The following is a 23,613-nucleotide window of genomic DNA, read 5'->3' as shown; positions in this document are numbered from 1 at the left end:
ACATGCTTCCCATCCTCGACATCCAGTCCCTCAACAAGAGCTTCGGGTCGGTAGAGATCCTCAAGGACATCAATGTCGCCATCCAACCCGGAGATTTCCTAGTGCTGGTCGGCCCCTCTGGCTGTGGCAAATCCACCCTGCTGAACTGCATCGCCGGGCTAGAGCCAATTTCAGGCGGCGCGATCAGCATTGGTGGGCGCGACATGACCCAGGTCAGCCCCAAGGACCGCGACATCGCCATGGTGTTCCAGTCCTACGCGCTCTACCCGACCATGTCGGTGGCCAAAAACATCACCTTTGGCATGAAGGTGCGCGGCATCGATGCCGCAACCCAGGCCCGCAAACTGGCCGAGGTTGCCCGGCAATTGCAGATCGAACCGCTGCTGGATCGCCGCCCGGGGCAGTTGTCCGGTGGTCAACGCCAACGGGTCGCCATGGGGCGGGCGCTGGTGCGCGACCCCAAGCTGTTCCTGTTTGATGAACCCCTGTCAAACCTGGACGCCAAACTGCGGGTCAGCATGCGTAGCGAGATCAAGAAACTGCACCAGAACCTTGGTGCCACCATGGTCTATGTGACGCATGACCAGATCGAGGCGATGACCCTGGCAACCAAGATCGTGGTGATGAAGGGCGGCGTGGTGCAGCAGGTTGGCACCCCGGCTGAAATCTACAACCACCCGGCCAATCTGTTTGTCGCCGATTTCATGGGCTCGCCAGCAATGAACCTGATCCCGGCCCGCACCCGCCGCGACAAGAATGGGCTGCAGATCGAAATTGCCCGCCCAGACGGCAGCCCGATGATCCTGCACAGCGAGCTGCAGCGCGAGCTGCCCGAAGATGTCATTCTGGGCCTACGCCCCGAAGACATTGCCGAGGCCGGGTTTCACAGTGGCCGCGCCGTTCAGGCTTCCCCCTGTCGCATTGATCTGGTAGAACCCGCCGGTGCTGATACCTATGTGGTCTCACAACTGGGTGGCAAACAGGTCACGGCGCGACTACATGCAGAAACCAAGGCGCAACCCGGCGCAATGCTGGATCTGGCCTTTGATCTGGCCAAGGTTTCGTTCTTTGCCCCCGACACAGGTGAGCGCTTGAATTGACGACACAAAGATTGATTGCAGATCTGGGCGGGACAAACTGCCGGTTGGCGCTGGTTTCCGACACAGCGCTGGGGCAACCGCCAGAGAGGCTGCGCAGATATCGCAATGATGATTTTGCCAGTTTCACTGCGCTGTTGCGCCACTATCTGGCGGATCAGGGCCAGCCAAAAATCCGCGAAATCGTCCTGGCCGCTGCCGGGCCAGTGGCTGATCAGTCCGTAAGGATCACCAATCGCGACTGGCATATATCCGCCCAGGGTCTGCGGCAGGAATTTCATCAGGATAGGGTGCATTTGTTCAATGACCTCAGCGCTTTGGGCCATAGCCTGCCGGGGTTGCAAGGCGCGGATCTGGTGCAGATCCTTCCCAGCGCAGACGCCCGCACCCAGGAACAGAGGCTGGTCATCGGCATTGGCACCGGCTTCAATATCAGCCCGGTTATTGCCAGCAACACCGGCGTGATCTGCCCCAGGGCAGAATATGGCCATGTAGCGCTGCCACTGGATCTCTATCAGGCCATGGTTGCGGAAATCGGCCCGCGGGCGGCACCGTTCAAAACCGTAGAATGCTGCTTTTCCGGCCGGGGCCTTGCCGCGCTCTTTGCAGCCTTTGCCCCAGATAGCCCCCCCCGGAGCGGGCCTGAGATCATGCAGGCGCAGGACGATGCAATCTGCACCGCCTTTTTGCGCTTTTATGGCCGGCTACTGGCGCTGCTGTGCCGCAATCTGCTGAAAGGGTTCTTGCCACGTGGCGGGCTGTTCTTTGCCGGAACCGTGGCGCGCAATCTGCTGACCAGCCCGGCCCAGAGCGATTTTCTGACAGAATTCACCCGCCCGGACCTGCAGTTCCCCGAGATCACCGCCCCGGTGTTTTGCATCCTCGACGATGGTGCTGCCCTGAAGGGCTGCGCCGCGTTTCGCTTCCTCGCCGCCTAGGCGCAGGCCGCAGAACCTGTCAGCCTTCAACCGCCTGCACCGCACGGGCCAGCCAGGTTTGCACCTCTTTATTGACCTTGGGGGCAACGGCCGCCCGCTGCAACAGCGGCAAGGCCTTGGCATAGTGCTCTTGTTTTGCCAAGCTCAGGCCCAGCAGCCGCCAGATCCTGGGCGTATAGCCATATTGGTCAGCGGCAGTTTCCAGCACCACACTTGCCGCTTCAAACCGACCAAGCTGTTGCAGCACATCGCCATAACAGACCTCAAGATTGCGGATCATCGCGCCGGATGGTGCCGCAGTGCGCGCATCGCCCCGCCCCGCCGCTTTGACCGCAGCGGCGACGCAGGCCCGCGCCGCCTGCAGCGTACGTAGCGCTGCTTCCCTAGCCCCCAGCCGCAGTTGCACCTCGGCACGACCCGCGTGCCAGGCCAGATCCGGCACCCCCGGCGGAACCACCTCGGGGACCATTTCAATCCAGTCTGACAACAGCCTCTCTGGATCCTGCCCCAGCTGCCTACCCAATCGATCCGCCATCAGAACCGACCAGGGGTGGTGCGCATGTTCACGGCTAACCCCACAGATCACATCATGCGCCGTTTTGAATTGCCTCTGTGCGATCAGACGCACCACCCGCCGCCGATCGGCCGCACCCGGTAGGCTGACAATCATGAACTCTGGCTGCACCTGCCCTTCGATCACCTGCATGGTTTGCGCTGCCTGCGCATGCAGCATGTCGTCATGCGTGCCGGGCAGCACATGCACGGCCACCTCGCCACTGACAAAATCCTCCCAGCCAAGGGCGATCATTGCCAGTGACACCAGGCCCGGGCGCTCTGCCCGCACCAGGGTCATATTTGCGTCCAGCAGTCGCAGCCCATGCGCCCGACGCCGGGTTTCCGCCGCAATCGAAGCGGCCGCCCAGGTGGGATTGATCGGCTGGGGTCTGTGAAAGCGCAGCCCGTGATCGATCACCGTCAGCCCGACAGGCGGCGCCTTGAGCGCCACCAGCTGGCGTGCCGTTTCAAAAGCCTCGACACCGCCATAGGAAAACCCGGCCAGATGCAGCCCATCCGCCGGAAAGCCCTGATGCAAGACCTTGGCAAAATAGCGGGTGTGATCGGAAAAACTGACTTTTGCATCAGACACAAGGGTTGCTGAACGCTGCAGCTGATAAACGCTGCGATCCGGCGGCGCATGGCCCAAAAGATCCGTCAGGTTTGGCCCGGTATCCACCAGACCTGGCAGCATCACCAGCGGATCTGCCGCGCCCCCCTGCTTGGCACAAATCAGCGCCGCATGCAGATCAAGCGGCACAGCCCTGTCCAACAGGGCCGTCAACCCCGCCGGGGTCGGATCGCCAAAGGCTTCGGCCACCGGCAGGTGGCAGGCGGTGCGCGCACGGATCACCGCCAACAGCCGGATCATCAACAGAGAGGTCCCGCCGCAGGCAAAGAAATCCTGTCTGTCGCTTGTGGGCATACTGCCCAGAACCTGCTTCCAGGCCTGGATCACCACAGGGGCCAAATCACGGTTCAGAGACAGGCTTTGCCCCTGCCCCTTCAGGGCCTCCTGCGCCTGGTGCAACAGCCCGGCACGGTCGATTTTACCCGAAGCATTCAGCGGCAGACTGGCGCAGGGCTGCAGTAGCCCCGGCACCCAGGTCGAGGGCAGATTGGCCTGAAGATAGCGCCGCAGGGCTGCGCTTGCATCGCTGGCCCGGCTCGCATCCATATCGGCGCTGCTGTTCTTGGTGACATAAAAGGCAACCAGAACCCTGCGCCCGGTCTCTCCGGCGGCGACGACCGCCGCTTGCGGGGTCAGGCCGCTGGTCTGGATCAGATTTTCAACCTCTGCGGGTTCGACCCGCTGGCCGCTAATTTTCACTTGATCATCCAGCCGCCCCAGATAGGCAAGCTGCTGCCGACCAGAACCCGGGTCCAGCTGCAGCCGCCCCAAATCGCCACTGCGATACCAGCGGCGCCCCGGCACATCCTGACCCTGTACAGGGCTAAGTGCTGGGCCAGGATGTGCGCCTGTCGAGACAAAGCTCTGGGTGGTACGTTCTGCATCCCCATAATACCCGGTTGCGACACCGGCGCCTGAAATCCAGATCTCCCCCATGGCACCCGGCCAGGCTGGCTGGCCATTTTCACCCATGATGGTAACAGTATAGCCTGGAAAGGGCTGTCCCAAATCAGACCCGACGGGACGCCTGTCCGCGCCCTCACAGGCCTCAGGCAGCACCTGTTTCCAGGTGGTAAAGACCGTGGCCTCGGTCGGGCCATAGACGTTATAAAGCCGCCCCACCTGTGGCAGGATCCGTGCCGCCAGCGCCGGGCTCATCCTCTCGCCGCCGATCAGCGCCTGCAGGTGCGGCAGGCTCGGCAACCCGGCCTCTAGCAGCATGCGCCACAGCGAAGGGGTGGCAAAGAAATGATGCGGCGCGATGCGTTTCAAGCAATCGCACAGGTGCCAGGGATCGCGGCGAAGCGCCTCTGGCACCATCACCAGTTCACCGCCGCTCACCAATGGGAACAGCACCTCATGGAGGATGCTGTCAAAGGTCGTGCTGCTGACAGAAAGCAGGCGATCCCCCGGCTGGGGGGCAAAGACGGCGCAGGTTCCCGCCAGGTGGTTGGCCAGGGCGCGATGTGGGATGGCCACGCCTTTTGGCACCCCGGTAGAGCCGGAGGTGAACATAACATAGGCCAGATCCTCGGGTTGGCGGGGGACAAAGGGCACCGCCATCGCCGCCCCCTCTGCCGCTGGCGGCAGGGGCAATAAGGGCGCGACCCCCAGCGTTTGCGCCAGCGCCGCCTCGGCAATCACGTGGCTGGGTTGGGCGTTGTGCATAATGCGTTTCAACCGCTCTGGCGGATCCTGCGGTGACAGGGGCAAAAAGGCGCGCCCGCTGCGCAGGATACCAATCAGCGCCGCCACAAATTCCTGCCCCCGTGGCAGCGCCAGCGCCACCAGGTCGCCAGGCCCACCCGGAGCCCGCAAAAGAGCATTGGCCCAGGCGGCACTGGCAAGATCCAGATCGCGGTAGCGCCAGGGCTGCGCGACGGGATCATCGCCTGTCATGCGTATCGAGCGGCGCTCTGGCCACCGGGCGAAGGCCTGCTCTAGCAGCTGCCCCACTGCTGGGGCCAGGCCGTCAGGCATCGCAGCAGACGGCTGGCTGGACGACGGGCTGGGCAAGGCATCGCAGGAAGCAGCGGCAGCCATTTCAGTCACATCCTCGCCAATCGCCGCGTCTGGTGCCTTTAGCCCAGCGGCAAGGCTGGCCAGGATCTGCGCCACGATCCGCCTGCAGGTTTCCGCCTCAAAGCGCGCCGTATGCCACAGCAACTCGCCACTATAGCCTGTCGCAGTGTTTTCAAGGTTGAGCACCAGCGCAAAGGGGCTGGCACCGCTGGCCTGCGCGTATGGGCTGACCTCACAGCCCGCAAGAGCCAGCCTACCAGTGGCAAAGCCACGATAGTTCAACAGCACGTCACAGGGGGTTTCGCCGGGGGGCTGCGCCCCGTTATTATCCCCGTCCTGTTTGCGGTCTTCTACCCCTGTCAGGGCCTCGGTCAGAGAGACTTGTTCCCCCTGGCAAAGCTGCGCAAAACTGATCCCCTGCGGCAAGGCATTGCGAATTGGCAGGCTTTGAACAAAGGCACCAAGCATGGATTGCAGGCCCGGCGCATTGCGGTTCATCATTGTATTGGCAAGGCAAAAATCGCGCTGACCCGAAATTCGGAACAGGGCCAGACGCAGAGCCGCCATCAGCACCGCCCCCGGCGAGAGGCTCAGTTCTGCGGCCAGGGTCTCTACGGCGGCACGGCTGGCGGCATCAATGGTGACCGGCGTGGATTTGCAACGATAGCTTAGCACTGCAAGCGGTGCGTAGTCATAGGGCAGTTGCAGGTCTGATTGGGATGCCAACCGCGCTGGCGGGATTTTTCCCACCTGGCCCGCCGCCTTGGCGTAATCGGCAAAATCATAGGCCGGGCGCTGGGGCACCAGATCCGCCTGGGCATAGAGCTGCCCCAGCTCTTGGCAGAATTGGGTCAGCGACCAGCCATCCAGGATGGCGTGGTGATAGACCAGATGCAGCAGCCAGCGCTGATCCGTCAAGCGATAGGCGCGCAGGCGCAGCAATGGCCCGCCCCCATCCGCAAAGGGGCGCTGGCTTTCAGCCGCCATACGCGCCGCCAGCTCCGTCTCATTCTGGCGCAGATCGACCAGGGCAAAATCTGGCTCTTGGTGTTCCTTGATGATCATCTGCAATTCTTCGCCCTGTTCGAACAGGTTGCATCGCAGGCAATCGTATTGGGAGGTCAGGCGCTGCAGCGCGGATTGGCAGGCCTCTGGCTGAAACGCCCCTTCAACCTGCCAGGCGCGGTTCACGTTTGCCAGCCCCTGACCGGGCGCGAACTGATCCAGGCACCAGAAGTTTTGCTGCACCAGCGGCGCAGGCACCACCACATCACCGGCGGGGCGACGGATCTGCTGTGCCAATGGCCGCCGGGACTGGCGCAACACTCCGCGCAGCCGTTGGCGCAAAGAGCCCTGTACGTCACCCATTGGCCTGTTCCTCTGTCTGCTCCTGTGGGAAACATTTTTCCATCGGCACCGAAATCACCGTCGGACCCTCGGCCACCAGCGCGCTGCTCAGCGCCTGCCGCAGGGCCCGTGGCGTCGGGGTGACCACAGCACGCGCGCCCCAACCGCGCGCAATGGCGGCATAATCCACCTGCTGATGATAGCGCAGCACATCCGGGCCGCCTTCGCCCGGGAACCAGTTGTCCTGAAAAACGCGGCCATTGATGCCGCCATTATCCGCGACCACAACAACCAGACGGGCGCCATGTCGGCGGGCGGTTTCCAACTCGCTTGACGACAGCCCAAAGCCGACGTCCCCCACCAGCGCCACAACCAGGCGATCTGCATCCTGGTCCCGCTGCGCCATAGCGCTGCCCAAGGCAAAGGGAATGCCTAGGCCAATGGTGCCATTCTGCCCCAGGGTCATCCGCGAAAAGGGCTGCTGCACCGGCCAGAGCAGATGCCCCGCCGCCAGCCCGTCACGCGCGGTGAGCCGCACCACCGCCTTGCAGCTGGCAATGGCGATCTCTGCACCATCAAAATCCTGGAAATTGGCCCCCGGCCCGGCGACACGTGCAGCGGCACCTGGCCCAGAGTCGCCATCATCGCTGGTGCGATCATCGGGGGCATTCTCGTACAGGGCCGTAATCAACACCATGGGCCAGTGGTTGCTTTTGGCGTCACAGAGGCCCGTGATCGAATTGGTCACCCCCGGCGCGGGCGAGCACAGCGCCACTGCCCGAAACGCCCCACAGCGATAGTTATGCGCCAGCGCCGCGCTCAGCGCGCCTGACCGAGTTCGACAGCCAATGACCTGCAGCCCGCTTTCGGCACAGGCGCCAAGGGTGGCATACATCGGGTAGCCCGGCAGCGCGTATATATGGGTGATCCCTGCAGTCCAGAAGGCCTGCGTAATGGCCTGATGTCCACTGGGAGCCTGCCGCTGCTGCAACCGGGTCCGCAACAATGCCGCCCGCGACCCAGCAGTTTCAGCCCGGTGCCCCGACGCGGCTCCGTCGATCCTGACCGTCATGTCCCTGCTGCTCCCTCCACCTCGGCGAGGCTGCGCACCACCTGATCCAGCTGTGCCAGATCCTGATCGCTCAGCCGTCCAAGCACAAATGCGGACAGGCCTGCGGGGGTGGGATGGCGAAAGATCACTATCGGCGGGATATAGCAACCCAGCAGCTCTCCGAGGGTGATGGAAAGTTCAACACCCAGAATGGAATTACCGCCTAGATTAAAGAAGTTATCATCCAGCCCCATGCGCTCTTGCCCCAGGATCTCGGCGGTAAATTCGCACAGGATAATTTCAACAGAAGTCACAGGGGCCCGCATCGGCGCAGAGAAATACCCCTGCAGAGCAGACCACATCTGCAGGCGCTGTCGCTTGCCGGTGGCCCCGACGGGGATCGCATCAACCAGGGCAATCTGACTAGGCACCTTGTAATCCGCCAGCCGTTCAAACAGGCGCAACCGGATCGCTTCGCCTGTCAGATCCGCGCCCGGCGCAAGACAGACCGCCGCCAACAGATCTTCACCAAGGCTGGCATGGGGCTGCGCAAAGGCCACCGCATCGGTGATGCCGGGGATTGCAATCAGCGCTTCGTCGATTTCGCGCGGAGAGATCTTTTGCCCGCCACGGTTGACGATTTCCTTGCACCGCCCGGTCAGGCGAAGATAGCCATCCTTATCCAGGGAGCCAAGGTCACCGGTCCAGAAGCCTGTCGGCTGAAAGGCCTCTAGGTTGGCGCTTGGGTTTTCCACATAGCCGGGCGTGACCCCCGCGCCGGTGATCACCACATTGCCCACCGCACCGGGGGCGCAGGCGGTGCCATGGTCATTCAGAATGGCAATAGATGTCCCAAAGGCCTGCCCCACGGTGCCGGGTTTGCGTACTGCGGGCGGCAAGGGGTTGCTGGCGATCTGATGGCTTGCCTCGGTCATGCCATAGGCCTCGATCACCGGCGCATCAAAATAGCCTTCCAGCCGGGCGATGATCGAGGGCGGCAGCGGCGCCGAAGAAGAGCGGATAAAGCGCAGGGCATGATCCATCGGCGCGGCGCGCTGCTCAAGATGATGCATCAGCGCCAGATGCAGGGTTGGCACGGCCGAAAACCAGGTGGGCCTGTGCCGCAGCAGACAGTCAACAAAGCGCTCTGGCTGAAACCGCCCGGCCAGGACCACAGCGCCCCCCGCCACCAGCGCCGCCCCTAAACAGGCCATCAGGCCATGGATGTGAAACAGCGGCATGGCACAAAGCGAAATATCTTCTTCGCCCAGCCGCAAGGACCCTGCGATATTGGTGCCAGAGCAGGCAAGGTTTTCCTGGGACAGGGCCACCATCTTGGGGCGAGCAGTCGTGCCAGAGGTATGCAGGATCAACCCCGGAGCAGCAGCCGCCGAGAGCGCAGGCAGGCGGCCCCCCACAACCCCGAGCTGGCTGGCCTTTTGCGCGGCTTGAAACACCTCATCCCCGAGGCGCAGGCTGGGCAGGCCACAGCTTGCAACGGCCGCCTCGGCTGCCGCAGTTGCCCCCGCGCCAAGCAGTACCAGACCAGGCTGCAGGTCATTGAGATAAAATAGAAATTCATCGCGCGTATAGTCGGGATTCAGCGGCGCTGCCACATGGCTCTGCAGGCAGGCCACAAAGGCAAGGGCCGCATGGCGCGGCTGGGGGGCAATTATGGCAATACGGCTGCCTGCTGGCAGATCGGCAGCGGCAAGACCTGCGCGCAACTGATCCATTGCCACAAGGCAAGTGGTGCCGCTCAGCGGGCCAAGGTCGTCACAAATAAGGGCTGGCAGGTCGGCCCGCAGCTTCAGCCCCGCCCGTAATTGGGCTCCAAAATGTGTCACGGGCATCCCTCAAAAGTCCGGTACAATGCTAAACCAATAGTCTAATTTAAACAAAAATGAGAAATATTCTTCCCGTCCAGATAAAGCAAGACGCAGGTTGGCTGCCGCCAGGGGGCCGCCCCTAGCCTGTGGTGGGTTACCGCGCGATCCTGCCTGTCATCACCGCCGCAAAAATCCGGGGCGCGTACCGGTTGAGCAGCACCGAGAGGCGGGCGACGCGGCCAACGGGAATGAAATCGCGCCGCCGGTCCAGCCCTGTCAGAATATGCTGCGCCGCGCTTTCCGGGCTCATATAATCGAGTCCATCCGCCGCCGATCCGGGGCGGGCGATGCCACTCTGGCCTGCCGCTGCTGTCTGCGCCTGTGCATCCGCGATCTCTGGGCGGCCAAGGTTGGTGGCAATAAAGCTGGGTGCGGCAATCACGACCCGCACGCCAAATGGCTTCTCCTCGCAGCGCAGGGATTTGAAAAATCCCTCTAGCGCGTGTTTGCTGGCGGCATAGGCGGTGCGGTGGTGCAGCGGGCAAAACCCCGCCACAGAGGAAATCGCCAGATGGGTGCCGCCTGCGCGCCGCAGATCTGCCTGCAACGCTTGCGCCATATCAGTGGCAGCAAAATAATTGATATCAAACACTTTTCTATGGTCCGCATCGCTGAGATCGGCGCTGGCACCAATCCAGGTGATGCCTGCATTATAGATCACCAGATCAATCGAGGCCTGGGTGCTGCTGATCTCTTGGCACAGGCGGCGCAGCGCCGCCCGATTGGTCAGATCGCAGCCATAGGTCCGGCGGTTGGGCAATGGTTTCAGCGCCTGCAATTGCGGCCCCGGCAGATCAATCAGCACCGTCGACCAGCCGCGCGCCCGCAGCCCCGCGTCCAGCGCCAGCCCCAGCCCGCCAGCCCCGCCCGTGATGAGGGCGGTCTTTCCCCGCCCACCCGGCGGCACGCTCATAACCCGGCTGCCTTTTGCCACAACGCAAAAACCTCGGCGCTTGTCAGTTCTGGCACATAGCCAAAATCCCGCTTCAGCTTGGTATTGTCCAGCACCGGCCGGTATTGCAAGAAGCGCACCTGCGCCGGGCCATAGCGTGATAGACCCAACGGGTGCGCAATCGCCAGCGCCAGTTTCACCCCCCAGGCAGGCAAGCGCAGAACCGGCTTTTTCAAGGCCCGCGCCAGATCGGAAACGCCCATGGTTCCATCGCCAGCGACGTTGAAGATCCCCTGCGGGGCAGCCTCGATCGCGCGTTTCAGGATCCGAGCCAGATCTCGGGTCCAAATGAAGACAAAGGGGCTCTCGCTGCCAAAAAGCGCCAGCAAGCGCGGTTTGTGAAACAGCGCGGTGATCTGGTTTTCCATACCCGCGCCCAGCACAGTTCCCACCCGCAGCACCACCTGCTCCAGCTCTGGTGTTTCGGCGCGGGCCTTGGCCAGCATCTCTTCGACCTGGCGCTTGTGGTCGGAATAGGCGAATTCCATATTGCCGCGCAGCGGGTCGCTTTCGACCAGCGGCACAGGGTTATCTGCGTGATAGCCATAGGCCGCCCCCGAGGAGGTCACCACCAGGCGCTTAACCCGGTGGAAGAGACAAGCATTCAACACATTGCGCGTGCCCTCGACATCCACCGAATAGGCAAAGGTGCGGCTGGTTGGTGTCACAATCGAGGCCAGGTGAATCACCACATCCGGCTGTTCATTACCGAGAATCAGCCCCGGCGCTCCGGCGCGGACATCCATGGGAACAAAGCGCATGCCTGCAGGCAGGTTGGCGGGGCGGTGCAGATCGGTTGCGACCACGTCATAGGGGCTTGCGGCCAGTTCCTGCAACAGGGCCGACCCCACATCCCCGGCGGCACCGGTAATCAAAATCTTGGTCATAGCTGCGCCTCTGTACGGGAAATGACATGGGCCAGGCATAGGCCAGAGACAGCATGCCAGATCCCCCAAAGGGCCGCCACCACTGCCATGCCACCCAGCCCGTTGAAAAAGCCAAAGATCAACACCAGCCCCAGGCCCGAATTCTGGATGCCGGTTTCAATGGTGATCGCGCGCCGGTCATAGGCCGACAGCCCAGCCAGCCGCGCTGCGCCATAGCCCGTCGCCAGCGCAAGGGCATTATGCACCACAACCAAGGCACCGACATATTGCGCATAGTCCAGAAAAAACCCCCAGTTTGCCGCCAGCGCCAGCACCACGAAGGCCAGAAAAATCAGCATCGACAGGTTCTGCAGCGGGTGCCTGACCCGGTTGGCCAGCGCAGGACGGCGGTTGTTCAGCACCATCCCCAGCACCAGCGGCAGGATCAACATCAAAGAGACAGTCACACCCACCTGCACCGGATCAATATGCACCCGCTGCAAAATCGCCTGCGCCGGGGCATAGAGCTGCCCCCAAAAGGCAATATTCAGCGGCGTGATCACAATGGCCCCAACCGTGGCAAAGGCAGTCAGCGACACCGACAGCGCCGCATTGCCCCCGGCCCTATGGGTGATGAAATTAGAGATATTGCCCCCCGGACAGGCCGCCACCAGGATCAGCCCCAGCGCAATCGACGCCTGCGGCTGCAACACCAGGATAAGCAGATAGGTCAGGCCCGGCAGCAGGATAAACTGCGCAATCAACCCGGTCAGGACCGGCCTTGGTGCCCGCAACAGGCGGTGAAAATCACTGGTTTTCAGATCCAGGGCAATCGAGAACATGATAATCGCCAGGATGGCATTCATCAGCAGCAGGCTAGAGGCGCTGAAGTTCAAGACGACGGCGTCAAGATCCTTCATGTGCCCCCCTGCGTCAACGCCGAGATCCAGCCGGTGACGGATTTGCGGTAGGTCGCCTTGTCGACGTAATAGGCCATCCGGGCAAGCTTGAGATACTGCATACCGCCTGTTGCCCGCGTAAAATCGGCGGCTTTGGTGGCCTGCAACCGCTGCGCTGCGGGTGCCTTATCGCCAAGCCCGGTGATGTAGCGCGCCACCATCTCGGCCTGTTCATGGCGCCCCTGCCACCCCAGCCCCGAGGCCTCGACCATGCCCAGCACAAACAGGTCATCGCGTTCTGGATGCATACAGTTGAGATAGAGATGCGGTGCCGCCCCCTGCCAGTTCAGCAGCTCCTTGTCGATAAATGGGTAGTGCAGCAAATATCCGGTGGCCGTCAGAATCATGTCATAGTCACCCTGGCTGCCATCGGTGAAATAGACGGTCTTGCCGCTGACCCGATCAATATCGGGGCGCACCGTCAGATCGCCATGACCAGCATGAAACAGGATAAGCGAATTCACCACCGGGTGGCTCTCGTAGAGAGCGTAATCGGGCTTGGGGAAGCCGTATTTCTGCGCATCCCCCACGAACCATTTCAGGATCATGCCATCCACCCGACGTTTGAGCCACATCGGCAGGCGAATGGCTCCTCCCAAGGTATCGGCTGGCTTGCCAAAAACGTATTTGGGCACAAAGTAATAGCCCCGCCGCATAGAAATATCGCAGCTTTTGCCATGGTGGATCGCATCAACAGCAATGTCGCAGCCGGAATTGCCTGCGCCGACGATCAGCACCCGTTTATCGGCAAACTGGCGCGGATCACGATACTGGGCAGAATGGATCTGGCTGCCGCTGAACTCGCCCTTGAACTGCACGGTATTGGGTTCGGCCAGGGTGCCATTGGCGATAAGAACACCGGCGAAAACATCGCTATGATCTGACCCGGCGCCATCGCGCCAGGTCAGGCGCCAGCCCGCCCCCGAGGCCCCAAGCGGAACACAGGACAGCACTTCGCAGGAAAACGCATAGTGCTGATAGAGATCAAAATGACGTGCGAAATCGCGAAAATACCGGCGCATTTCGCGGTGCGACGGGTAGTCGGCCACATTATCAGCCATTGGGAAATCGGCAAACTCCGTCATCGTTTTGGACGAAATCAGATGCGCGCTGTCATACATGGTAGAGCGCGGTGCCGTGATATCCCACAGGCCACCCACATCTGAATGCAGTTCAAATCCCTGAAAGGGAATGCCTTGTTGCTTCAGCACCTTGGCCATGGCCAGCCCCATTGGCCCGGCCCCGATCAGCGCATATTTTGCTCTGACAGCGCTGTCCTGCGCTGCCTCTGGCCCTGCCGTCATTCATCATCCTCCCAAATGGTACCCGCTGGATACCCATTTAAATTGAACGACTGTTAAAAATAGGGCAAGGTAATTCTGACATGACAGAAAAACTACACAAAAATCAGAGGCAACGCGCGCCAAGCCAGCGCTCTCTTGCTACCCGAGACCGAATATTTGACGCGGCAGAACAACTCTTTGCCGACCGTGGCTTTGAAGGCGCGTCGATTCGTGACATCGCCCGCGCCGCCGGTGTGCAGGGGGCGCTGGTCAGCCATCACGGTGGCAGCAAAGAGGCGCTGTTTGCCACCGTGGTGGCCCGGCGTGCCGAAGAGTTGTCCACCCTCAGACTACAGGCGCTGGCAGCTGCAAAAGCACAGGCGCAATCAGACGCAGAGTCGGCATTGCCCCTGCGCCAGGTGCTGCACTGCTTCCTTGCGCCCTTCATCCATCAAACCCTGCATGGCGGTGCCAACTGGTCGGCCTATGGGCGCCTGATTGCACATGTGTCGTCGAATCCGCGCTGGCAACAGATCGCCCAGCGCTGTTTTGACCCAACCGCCAGGGTATTTCTGGAAGAAATCGCAAAGGCCCTGCCCGAAGCCGATACACAGAAAATCAGCGCCTGCTTTGTCTTTATGGTCTCTGCCATGCTGTCTCTGTGCACCTCACGCTGGCGCATCGTCGGCTTGTCCCAGGCCGAAACCGCCGAGGACCTGACGGCAGAGCTGCTCGACTTTTGCGAGGCGGGGTTTCGCGCCTAACCCACCTTGCCCAACGCGGCCTTAAGTAAAAGGTTTCAAAGTGGTATGTGACAAATGATGCCCAGTGCAGAGCGCGAAACGCTGTAAGATCAGACAGCAGGCCCCGCGCCCCACCCCAGCCCATGCGCCAAGAGCCTACGCTGTACCCGACCGGGATAGTCCGAAATGATGGCATCGACGCCCAGGGCGATCATCCGATCGATATCCGCCGCCCCGTTCACCGTCCACACAGCCACAAGCAGCCCCAATGCCTGCGCCCGCAGCACATCCGCCGCCGTCACATCCAGATAATGGGGACACCACAGCGCCCCGCCGGCCTTGGCGACCAGATCAGGCGGGCTGATCCCCGGAGCGGTCAAATCCGGGCTATCCGGCATGGCGCTGTCGTCGTCAGCATCGATGGCATCGGCGGCATTCTGCGGCAATTGGGTCAGGAAAGAGGTCGGCATTTCCGGCGCAAGCCGGGCGCATTCTGCCAAAAGCGACCAGTCAAAACTATGCATCAAGGTCCGCTCTGCCAGGTCAAAGGCACGCACCTCTTGCACCACGGAGTCCACAACCCTGGCCCGCGCGGCCGCGTCTTTCAGCTCGGCCGGGTCCGACTTGATCTCAAGCATCAGATGCACATCCTGATATCCCGGCTGGGCAATCCGCGCGCAAAGATCGCGCAGACGCGGGATATGCGCACCATATAGAAAGGCCTGGTCCGGAAAGTGCTGACCATAGTCACTGCTGCCATCCAGCCCCCCCACATCCAGCCGGGCCAGATCTGCCCAGTCGAGATCTGCAACTTTGGGTTCATCACCGCGCAGCCACTGCCCCGCTGCATCGCGCACAATAGAGCGCGTCAGCCGGTGATTATGGGTGATCACTGGTACATTGTCGCGGGTGACCACCACGTCGAACTCCAACAGGCGCACGCCGCAGCTCAGGGTGAAGTCAAACCCCTCCATGGTGTTTTCCGGCATGACCCCACGCGCGCCCCGGTGGCCCACCACGCGAATGATGCCCTCCTGGCGCGAAAAAGCCGCAAGCTGGGGATAGCGCATCAGGCCTCCAATCGCTTTTGGGTTTCAGGGTCAAACAGATGCAGCAGCTCTGGTGTCACCGAAAAGCGGTGGGCCGTACCCATTTCGGCGCTGACATGACCAGAGACCGAGGCAACCATGGCATGATCTGTGCCGCTCAGCTTGCCATGCAACAGGGTATTTGCCCCCAGCTGTTCGACCATCTCGACCTCGATCGCAATCGGGCCGGCCGCATCCGGGATCAGGTGTTCCGGGCGCATGCCCAACAAAACCGGTCCACGCTGCCCCACGCCCGCAATCAGTTTGATGCCCGAGGGCAGCAACATGCCCTCTTCTTCGGCGGTGGCGGGCAGGAAATTCATCGCCGGGCTACCGATGAAGCCGGCCACAAAGACCGAAGCAGGACGATCATAAAGTTCGATCGGGGTGCCAAACTGTTCCACGTACCCGCCGTTCAACACCATAAGACGATCACCAAGCGTCATCGCTTCGACCTGATCATGGGTCACATAGATCGAGGTCACGCCAAGGCGCTGTTGCAGTTTACGGATTTCCAGCCGCATCTGCACCCGAAGCTTGGCATCCAGGTTGGACAGGGGTTCATCAAACAGGAACACCTGCGGATCACGCACGATGGCCCGCCCCATGGCAACCCGCTGACGCTGGCCACCCGACAATTGCCGGGGTTTGCGGTCAAGGTACTGGCGGATTTCCAGAATATCCGCAGCCTCTTCCACCCGTCTGTTGATTTCCGCCTTGGAGAGTTTGCGGATCTTCAGGCCATAGGCCATGTTTTCCCGCACGCTCATATGCGGGTAAAGCGCGTAATTCTGGAACACCATGGCGATATCACGCGCTGATGGTTCCAGTTCATTCACCCGGCGATCCGCGATGCGGATTTCGCCCGAGGTCACGGTTTCCAGGCCTGCAACCATGCGCAACAGGGTCGACTTGCCGCAGCCAGAGGGGCCAACAATGACGATGAATTCGCCATCGCGGATCTCGCCCGCGACATGGTGCAGCACTTCGGTGGGACCGTAGGATTTGGTCAGGTCGGTTAGTTTAATTTCAGCCATTGAGGGCGTCCTATTTATCGGTTTCCGTCAAGCCCTGCACAAAGAGCTTTTGCATCGAGATGACGACAAAGATCGGTGGGACCATCGCCAAAAGCGCTGTCGTCATGATGATATTCCATTGCGGGCTTTGCTCGGCCGCCTCCAGCATCTGCTTGATCGACATGACGATGGTGGTCATCGAGGTGTCGGTGGTGATCAGCAGCGGCCAGAGATACTGGTTCCAGCCAAAGATGAAGAGGATCACAAAAAGCGCCGCGATATTGGTGCGCGACAGCGGCAGCAGGATGTCAAAGAAGAACCGCATCGGCCCGGCCCCGTCAATACGGGCACTTTCCAGCATTTCATCCGGTACCGTCAGGAACACCTGACGGAACATGAATGTCGCAGTGGCCGAGGCAATCAGCGGGATCGACAGCCCCCAATAACTGTTCAGCATTCCCAGATTGGCCACCACCTCAAAGGTCGGCAGGATCCGCACCTCAACCGGCAGCATCAGGGTGATAAAGATCATCCAGAAGCAGGTCATGCGGAAGGGAAAGCGGAAATAGACAATGGCAAAGGCCGAGAGCAGCGAGATGCCGATCTTGCCCAGCGAAATCATCATCGCCATCGCCAGACTGTTGAACAGCATCAGCCAGACAGGCGCGCCTTCAGTGCCGCTGAGGCCAGAGCCAAACAGCGTCTGTTTCAGATTGGCCCACAGGTGGGTGCCCGGCCAGAGCGGCAGCGGCACCTGGGTCATGCGTGCCGCATCATGGGTGGCGGCAACAAATGTGATCCAGATCGGCAATGCGATGGCGATCACCCCCAGCATCAGCATGAAATGGGTCAGGATCGCGGTCAGAGGACGATTTTCAACCATCAGTATTCCACCTTTCTTTCAACATAGCGGAATTGGACAACGGTCATGGCAATCACCAGCACCATCAAAATGACCGACTGCGCCGCTGAACCGCCAAGGTCGAGACCGACAAAACCGTCATTAAAGACCTTGTAGACCAGAATGGTGGTCGAGGACCCTGGTCCCCCCTGCGTCACCGCATGGATGATGCCAAAGGTTTCAAAGAAGGCGTAGACCATATTGATCACCAGCAGGAAAAACGTCGTCGGCGAGATCAGCGGCAGAATGATCGAAAAGAACCGCCGCCCCGGCCCCGCCCCATCAATGGCGGCGGCTTCGATTACACTGTTGGGGATCGACTGCATCGCGGCCAGATAGAACAAAAAGTTATAGGCAACCTGTTTCCAGGCCGCCGCCAGAATAACCAGCGCCATGGCCTGATTGCCATTTAGGTAATGATTCCAGTCAATGCCAAAGAAATCCAGAAAGTAGGGAAAGATCCCCAGGGTTGGGTTGAACATGAACACCCAAAGCGCACCCGCCAGAACCGGCGCCACCGCATAGGGCCAGATCAACAGGGTCCGGTAGAACATGGCACCGCGCACCACGCGCTGCGCAAACCCCGCCAGAAGCAGGGCCACCCCCATCGACAGCGCCGCCACCAAAAGCGAAAACACCGCCGTGCGCAAAAAGGCATCCAAATAGTGCTGATCCGCCCAGAGGGCCTCAAAGTTTTCAAACCAGACAAATTCAGACCCAAGCCCAAAGGCGTCTTCAATCAGAAACGACTGGTACATGGCCTGGCTGGCGGGCCAGATGAAAAACACCAGGGTGATGGCCAGCTGCGGTGCGACCAACAGATATGGCAAGGGAGAGGAAGGAAAGTGGACGCGTTTCAGCATGTAGTGCCCCGTTCGTACCGCGTGTAAAACGAAACCATGCCGCCAAGACAGGCGGCATGGTTCAGATCATGTAAGGGTGGCTTATTTCACTGAGCGCTCGAACTTGCGCAGCAGGGTGTTGCCACGCTCGGCCGCTGCATCCAGCGCCTCGGTCGCCGTTTTGTCACCCGCCCAGAGCGCTTCAAGCTCTTCGTTGATCACATCACGCACCTGCACAAAGTTGCCAAAGCGCAGACCGCGGCTGTTTGGCGTTGGTGTGTTCAGGCTCAGCTGTTTGATGGCGATGTCGGTGCCGGGGTTAGCGTCATAGAAACCCTGCTCCTTGGACAGCTCATAGGCGGCTGTGGTGATCGGCACATAGCCGGTTTCCTGGTGCCACCAGGCCTGTACTTCGGGCGAAGACAGATAGCTCAGGAACTGCGCGGTACCTTTGTACTCTTCGTCCTCATGACCGGCCAGAACCCAGAGGGTAGCGCCACCGATAACAGAGTTCTGCGGTGCATCCGCCACAGCAGTATCCAGCGGCAGCATGGTCTGACCAAATTCAAAACCAGCCTGATCCTTGATCGAACCGTAATAGGCAGAAGAGTTCATCCACATGCCGCATTCGCCATTGGTGAACATGGGCAGGCTGTCACCGCGACGACCGCCATATTTGAACAGGTTGCCTTCGGTCATCGAGGCAATGTCGTCCAGACGGGCTGCAACCGCGGGGTTGTTAAAGTTGAACTCGGTGTCGAACCCGGCAAAGCCGTTTTCCTTGCTGCCCATTTCCATGTTGTGCCAAGCCGAGAAGTTCTCGATCATGACCCAGGACTGCCAGCCAAAGGAGACGCCGCATTCCATGCCGTTGTCGACCAGCTTTTGCGCTGCAACCTTCACATCATCCCAGGTTTCTGGAACCGCGGCACCAGCCGCGTCCAGCGCGTCTTTGTTGTACCACATGACCGGGGTCGAGCTGTTGAAAGGCATCGACAGCAGCTCACCTTCGGGGGTTTCATAGTAGGACACAACCGCAGGCAGGAAGGCGTCGCCATCAAAGGGCTCGCCGGCGTCTTTCATCAGTTGTTCAACTGGATAGATCGCACCCTTGGCGGCCATCATGGTGGCGGTGCCCACTTCGAAAACCTGCACGATCTGCGGGTGCTCTTTAGCGCGGAAAGCCGCAATCGCGGCGGTCATTGTTTCGGTGTAGTTGCCTTTATAAACCGGCACCACCTTGTAGTCGCTCTGCGTTGCGTTGAAATCTTCAGCGATCTTGTTGACGCGTTCGCCGTTGGCGCCGCCCATGGCGTGCCACCACTGAACCTCGGTTTCGGCGTAGGCCATCGACACGGTGGTCGCCAGCATGGCCGATGTGCACAAAAGTGATTTGATAGACATATGAGTTTTCCCCGTTCATTTGATGCCCAAAGAATGAGCAGAAGAAATCATAATGCAAGTGAAAGTTTTTTGACACATCACATAACATGATGTTATACAGCGCAGCGAATTCTGTGCGAAACCGGGGCTAAGCCATTGAAATTCAAGCTGAGACAGTTGGAAGCCTTTCAGGCCGTTGCGCAAACCGGATCGGTCACGCGGGCGGCAAAAACACTGGGCATTTCGCAACCAGCCACCAGCCGCCTCTTGTCGGATTTTTCCAACTCTGTCGCGATTGACCTGTTTCGCCGCAAGGATGGCATGCTGATTCCCACCAGCGAAGCCCGCTATCTGTTGTCAGAGGTTGGCCGGGTCTTTGACAGCCTGCGCCATCTGGAAGAGCTCAACCGGGACTTGACGGATCGGACGGCTGGCCATCTGCGTATTGCCTGCCTGCCGGGGTTTGCCAGTTCCCATTTGCCGCAGCTGCTTGCTCAGTTCCTCCAACAGCGTCCGGGTGTGAACCTCACGCTTGAGCCGGACCGCCCGGAGCGGATCCTTGAGTGGATCATAGGAGAGCAATATGACTGTGGCATAACAGATGGGTTTTCCGGCCATCCGGCGGTTGAACATATTGATATTGCGGTCAAAACCGTCTGTATTTTTCCACGCGGTCATCGGCTGTCAAAACAGGGAACAGTATCGCCGCTGGATCTGGTGGATGAAAAGATCATCCACACCCGCAAGGGTAGCCCGTTTTTCAACAGCCTGTCGCAGGCGTTTTCTGACTATGGTGTCTTGCTGAATTCCTGGGTCGAGGTGCGGCAGTTTTCGACAGCCTGCATCATGGTGGCCCAGGGTCAGGGGGTGTCGGTGGTCAGCACTCTGGATGCGGATCACTTCAAGTCACAGGGCTTTGAGATGCGCCCCTTTGAGCCGGAGATCTATCACTGGCTGTCGATCCTGCGGCCTGCCTCTGGCAGTCGTTCGCTGCTCTCGCTGGATTTTGTCGATACCTTTCTGGAAAGCCTGCAACCCTACGCCGTAGAGCCGCCGCCGCAGCAACACAGCTAGCGATCGGCCGCCTGTCGGGCCTCTTCCGAATGGGCCTGCATATCATCCCAAAGCTTGTTCAGGCTGGGCTTGCTGTTGTCCTTCTCGCGGTACAACCGGATCTGCAAATCCTGCTGATGGCCCTGCCCGCCCACGATCTGCATCTGCCCCTCGGACAGCTCTGTTTTGCACAGTTTATGCGGCAGCCAGCCCAGGCCGAACCCTTCCATCACCATCGCCTTGACCGAACTGGCCAGGGCGCTTTGGTTGACCACTAGGATCTTCGGCCCCGTGGGATCCATCCGCAGAGCGTAGTCGACCACCGGGCGTAGCGCCGACACCGTGCCATAGGACAGCAGCGAGACGGGCTTTTTACTGCCGCTCTCCAGCCCGTACAGCGGCCCGTCTGCGCCGGTTTTAGACACTGGAACCAATCGGTCTGTGGTCAGGGTAATATACTCGCAATTGCCCAGCTCTAGCGGCGCCAGGGCATCCATCGCCGGGTGCCAATAGGTCAGGATCACATCGCAATAGCGCTGCTGCAGGGCCGACACAAACTGGTCCGCAGCCCAGCCAGTGGAATTCAGGTCGATCTCTAGCCCGCCCTCATTAACCAAGGGGGCGATATGGGTTTTGTAATGCGTCATATAAAGCGACTGTGACGTGGCAAAGCGAATAACGTTTTCGCCGGCCGCGTCAATGATCTGGCAGCGTTCCAGCGTTTCATCATAGGTGCGCAGCATGACGCGGGACTGAGCCAGAAACACCTCTCCTGCCGGGGTCAGTGACAGCGGCAGGGTCTGACGATTGATCAGCTTGACGCCGAACTCTTCCTCTAGGGCACGAATGCGCCGGGAAAAGGCCGGTTGGCTGACATTACGGTCTTCGGCCGCGCGCGAGAAATTCTTCTGCGCGACCAAAGCCTCAAAATCTCGGAGCCAGGCTATGTCCACTGTGTCAATCCAATCCCAACCTGGCCGAGATTACCCGTCCAGGCGCCCCTCTTCAACCGCATGGCAGGCGACCAGCGCGCCATCAGGTTGCAGTAGCGGGCGGGGCTGTTCGCTTTGACAGCGGCTGTTGGCATGGGCGCAGCGGCTTTCAAACGGGCAGCCCGGTGGCAGGTTGATCGGCGTCGGGATCTCGCCACGCAGGCGGATGTGATTGGGGTGATCATCCTTTAACTGTGGCACCGCCGACAGCAAAGCCTGCGTATAGGGGTGCTTGGGGTTTTCAAATAGGGTTGCCGTATCGGACAGTTCACAGACAGAACCCAAATACAACACTGCAACCTTGGTGCCAAAGTGCTGCACCACGCTCAGATCATGGGTAATGAACAGATAGGTGAGGCCGCGCTCTTCCTTGGCCTCGAGCATCAGGTTCAGCACCTGCGCCTGGATCGACACATCCAGTGCCGAAATCGGTTCATCCGCGATGATGAATTCGGGATCCACCGTCAGGGCGCGCGCAATGGCGATCCGCTGCCGCTGACCACCGGAAAATTCATGCGGATAGCGCCCGGCCCAGCTGGGATCGACGCCAACGGCACGCATCACATCCGCCACCTTGTCGCGCACCTCGCCCTGCGACAGGGTCGGGTTGTGATAGCGCACGGGTTCTTCCAGCGCCTGCTGGATGGTCATGCGCGGATTCAGCGATGCATAGGGGTTCTGAAAGATCATCTGCATCTTCTTGCGCAGCGGCATCATCGCCCGACGCGAGCGATTGTCGATGCGGTCCCCGCCATAGTGGATTTCCCCAGCGCTGGGGGTCAGCAGACCGGCAATCAACCGCGCCACCGTGGATTTACCACAACCGCTTTCGCCCACCACACAGAGCGCCTCTCCCGGGGCGACCTGCAGCGAGATATCGTTGACGGCATGCACTTCGCGCTTTTCCTGCACCAGCTTGCCGCCGCGCAGTTTCAGGGTTTCCAGAAACCCGCGATCCAGTTCAAACCGTTTTTCAAGATTGCGAATGTCCAACAAGGGCTGAGGCGCAGTCATCGAGTCATCTCCTCGGCTTTGTCGCTATGCAAGCGGTTGACCTCATGGCAGGCCACCTCGACATGGGTATATTTCACCGTTTCTGGCGCGTCGGTGCGGCAGTGGTCCTGCACATATTCACAGCGCGGCGCAAAGGGGCAGCCGCTGGGAATGGCGGTCAGCGAGGGCATATTGCCCGGGATCTGTTTCAGCCGCTGGCCCGGTGCCGTCTGTTGCGGCAGCGCATTGATCAACCCCTGAGTATAGGGGTGCTGCGGGTCGTTGATAATTTCCCGCGTGCGCCCGGCCTCGATAATGCGCCCGGCATACATCACCAGCGTGCGTTCCGTCATCTGGCTGACCACGCCCAGATCATGCGTGATCAGGATCAGGCCAACCTTGTTGGTTTCGCAAAGCTCCAGCAAGAGCTCCATGATATCGGCCTGAATGGTTACATCCAGCGCCGTGGTGGGTTCATCCGCGATGATCAGCTGCGGGTCCAGCAGCAGGGCAATCGCGATGATGATCCGCTGCCGCATCCCGCCAGAAAGTTCATGCGGATATTGTTTCAGCCGCTCTGCCGGCGAGGGGATATAAACCTCGCGCAGCTTGACGATGGCGATCTGCTCGGCCTCGGATTTGCTGAGCTTGCGATGGGCCATCAGGGTTTCCACCATCTGCTGGCCGATGGTCAGAACCGGGTTCAGCGTGACCATGGGATCCTGAAAGATCATCGCCATGCGATTGCCGCGAATACGGCGCATCTGGGCATCGGACATCTGGGCGATATCATCGCCCTGAAACAGAATATTACCACTATCCACAAAGCCAGGGCGGCTTAGCAGGTTCATCAGGGCAAAACCGGTAATGGACTTACCAGCCCCGGATTCACCAACGATGCCAAGGCGTTCCCCCTTTGCCAGATCAAAGCTGATCTGGTTGAGGGCGGTGACGGTATTGTCGCGCATAGCAAATTTCACGCAGAGATCGCGCACGGAAAGCAAAGACATTG

The 23,613-nt window shown here is 60.5% G+C and carries 19 protein-coding genes; 4 read left to right on the top strand and 15 right to left on the bottom strand.

What is annotated here, in order from left to right; genetic code table 11:
- The first annotated feature begins 2 nt into the window (after positions 1 to 2).
- Positions 3 to 1,100 carry an ABC transporter ATP-binding protein gene (locus LRK71_RS00570; protein WP_232400353.1) on the top strand — a complete coding sequence of 366 codons (1,098 nt, stop codon included), beginning with the start codon at positions 3 to 5 and terminating at the stop codon, positions 1,098 to 1,100.
- Positions 1,097 to 2,035, top strand: a complete 939-nt coding sequence (locus LRK71_RS00565; protein WP_232400351.1) for a glucokinase — start codon at positions 1,097 to 1,099, stop codon at positions 2,033 to 2,035. The genes LRK71_RS00570 and LRK71_RS00565 overlap by 4 nt, the downstream gene beginning before the upstream one ends.
- 19 nt (positions 2,036 to 2,054) lie before the next feature.
- Here the strand turns inward: LRK71_RS00565 and LRK71_RS00560 are convergent, their stop codons facing one another.
- The 7 genes from LRK71_RS00560 to LRK71_RS00530 all read right to left on the bottom strand — a co-directional run bounded on the left by LRK71_RS00560 (position 2,055) and on the right by LRK71_RS00530 (position 13,611).
- Positions 2,055 to 6,611, bottom strand: a complete 4,557-nt coding sequence (locus LRK71_RS00560) for a non-ribosomal peptide synthetase (RefSeq protein WP_232400349.1) — start codon at positions 6,609 to 6,611, stop codon at positions 2,055 to 2,057.
- Positions 6,604 to 7,662, bottom strand: coding sequence for a thiamine pyrophosphate-dependent enzyme (locus tag LRK71_RS00555; protein WP_232400347.1), 1,059 nt, complete (start codon positions 7,660 to 7,662; stop codon positions 6,604 to 6,606). Before LRK71_RS00555 ends, LRK71_RS00560 begins: the two co-directional genes overlap by 8 nt.
- Entirely contained in the window at positions 7,659 to 9,488 is a 1,830-nt protein-coding gene (locus LRK71_RS00550; RefSeq protein WP_232400345.1) for a non-ribosomal peptide synthetase, read from the bottom strand. Before LRK71_RS00550 ends, LRK71_RS00555 begins: the two co-directional genes overlap by 4 nt.
- A 136-nt stretch (positions 9,489 to 9,624) precedes the next feature.
- Positions 9,625 to 10,443 carry an SDR family NAD(P)-dependent oxidoreductase gene (locus LRK71_RS00545; protein WP_232400342.1) on the bottom strand — a complete coding sequence of 273 codons (819 nt, stop codon included), beginning with the start codon at positions 10,441 to 10,443 and terminating at the stop codon, positions 9,625 to 9,627.
- Positions 10,440 to 11,369 carry an SDR family oxidoreductase gene (locus LRK71_RS00540; RefSeq protein ID WP_232400341.1) on the bottom strand — a complete coding sequence of 310 codons (930 nt, stop codon included), beginning with the start codon at positions 11,367 to 11,369 and terminating at the stop codon, positions 10,440 to 10,442. The genes LRK71_RS00545 and LRK71_RS00540 overlap by 4 nt, the downstream gene beginning before the upstream one ends.
- Positions 11,366 to 12,268 (bottom strand): bile acid:sodium symporter family protein, encoded by a 903-nt coding sequence (locus LRK71_RS00535; protein WP_232400340.1) that lies wholly within the window; start codon positions 12,266 to 12,268, stop codon positions 11,366 to 11,368. Before LRK71_RS00535 ends, LRK71_RS00540 begins: the two co-directional genes overlap by 4 nt.
- Entirely contained in the window at positions 12,265 to 13,611 is a 1,347-nt protein-coding gene (locus LRK71_RS00530; protein WP_232400339.1) for a flavin-containing monooxygenase, read from the bottom strand. The genes LRK71_RS00535 and LRK71_RS00530 overlap by 4 nt, the downstream gene beginning before the upstream one ends.
- A gap of 80 nt (positions 13,612 to 13,691) precedes the next feature.
- On the opposite strand from LRK71_RS00530, the gene LRK71_RS00525 reads away from it, so the two are divergent.
- Entirely contained in the window at positions 13,692 to 14,354 is a 663-nt protein-coding gene (locus LRK71_RS00525; RefSeq protein WP_232400338.1) for a TetR/AcrR family transcriptional regulator, read from the top strand.
- An 89-nt stretch (positions 14,355 to 14,443) separates the two neighbouring features.
- Here the strand turns inward: LRK71_RS00525 and LRK71_RS00520 are convergent, their stop codons facing one another.
- The 5 genes from LRK71_RS00520 to ugpB all read right to left on the bottom strand — a co-directional run bounded on the left by LRK71_RS00520 (position 14,444) and on the right by ugpB (position 19,584).
- Positions 14,444 to 15,403, bottom strand: a complete 960-nt coding sequence (locus tag LRK71_RS00520) for a glycerophosphodiester phosphodiesterase family protein (protein ID WP_232400337.1) — start codon at positions 15,401 to 15,403, stop codon at positions 14,444 to 14,446.
- On the bottom strand, positions 15,403 to 16,458 hold the full coding sequence (locus LRK71_RS00515; protein WP_232400336.1) for a sn-glycerol-3-phosphate import ATP-binding protein UgpC: 1,056 nt from the start codon (positions 16,456 to 16,458) through the stop codon (positions 15,403 to 15,405). The genes LRK71_RS00520 and LRK71_RS00515 overlap by 1 nt, the downstream gene beginning before the upstream one ends.
- 10 nt (positions 16,459 to 16,468) lie before the next feature.
- Complete coding sequence (gene ugpE / locus LRK71_RS00510; protein WP_232400335.1) at positions 16,469 to 17,320, bottom strand: sn-glycerol-3-phosphate ABC transporter permease UgpE; 852 nt, start codon at positions 17,318 to 17,320, stop codon at positions 16,469 to 16,471.
- The gene (ugpA, locus tag LRK71_RS00505) at positions 17,320 to 18,201 is read right to left on the bottom strand and encodes a sn-glycerol-3-phosphate ABC transporter permease UgpA (protein ID WP_232400334.1); all 882 of its coding nucleotides are present in this window, start codon (positions 18,199 to 18,201) and stop codon (positions 17,320 to 17,322) included. The genes ugpE and ugpA overlap by 1 nt, the downstream gene beginning before the upstream one ends.
- A gap of 81 nt (positions 18,202 to 18,282) precedes the next feature.
- Complete coding sequence (ugpB, locus tag LRK71_RS00500; RefSeq protein ID WP_232400333.1) at positions 18,283 to 19,584, bottom strand: sn-glycerol-3-phosphate ABC transporter substrate-binding protein UgpB; 1,302 nt, start codon at positions 19,582 to 19,584, stop codon at positions 18,283 to 18,285.
- 135 nt (positions 19,585 to 19,719) lie between these two features.
- On the opposite strand from ugpB, the gene LRK71_RS00495 reads away from it, so the two are divergent.
- Complete coding sequence (locus tag LRK71_RS00495; protein ID WP_232400332.1) at positions 19,720 to 20,637, top strand: LysR substrate-binding domain-containing protein; 918 nt, start codon at positions 19,720 to 19,722, stop codon at positions 20,635 to 20,637.
- On the opposite strand, the gene LRK71_RS00490 is transcribed toward LRK71_RS00495, so the two are convergent.
- Genes LRK71_RS00490 through LRK71_RS00480 form a run of 3 tightly spaced genes read right to left on the bottom strand, consistent with a single transcriptional unit; the run spans position 20,634 to position 23,611 of the window.
- On the bottom strand, positions 20,634 to 21,569 hold the full coding sequence (locus LRK71_RS00490) for a LysR family transcriptional regulator (RefSeq protein WP_232400331.1): 936 nt from the start codon (positions 21,567 to 21,569) through the stop codon (positions 20,634 to 20,636). The genes LRK71_RS00495 and LRK71_RS00490 overlap by 4 nt on opposite strands.
- 30 nt (positions 21,570 to 21,599) lie before the next feature.
- Positions 21,600 to 22,622: an ABC transporter ATP-binding protein gene (locus LRK71_RS00485; RefSeq protein WP_232400330.1), complete on the bottom strand. Its 1,023-nt coding sequence runs from the start codon at positions 22,620 to 22,622 to the stop codon at positions 21,600 to 21,602.
- Positions 22,619 to 23,611, bottom strand: a complete 993-nt coding sequence (locus LRK71_RS00480; protein ID WP_232400329.1) for an ABC transporter ATP-binding protein — start codon at positions 23,609 to 23,611, stop codon at positions 22,619 to 22,621. The genes LRK71_RS00485 and LRK71_RS00480 overlap by 4 nt, the downstream gene beginning before the upstream one ends.
- Between the last annotated feature and the right edge of the window lie 2 nt (positions 23,612 to 23,613).

This window comes from Pseudophaeobacter flagellatus, from assembly GCF_021228235.1.
Taxonomy (GTDB): Bacteria; Pseudomonadota; Alphaproteobacteria; order Rhodobacterales; family Rhodobacteraceae; genus Pseudophaeobacter; species Pseudophaeobacter flagellatus.
Note: the sequence above shows the minus strand (reverse complement) of the source record. Positions and strands in the feature narration are given on the sequence as shown.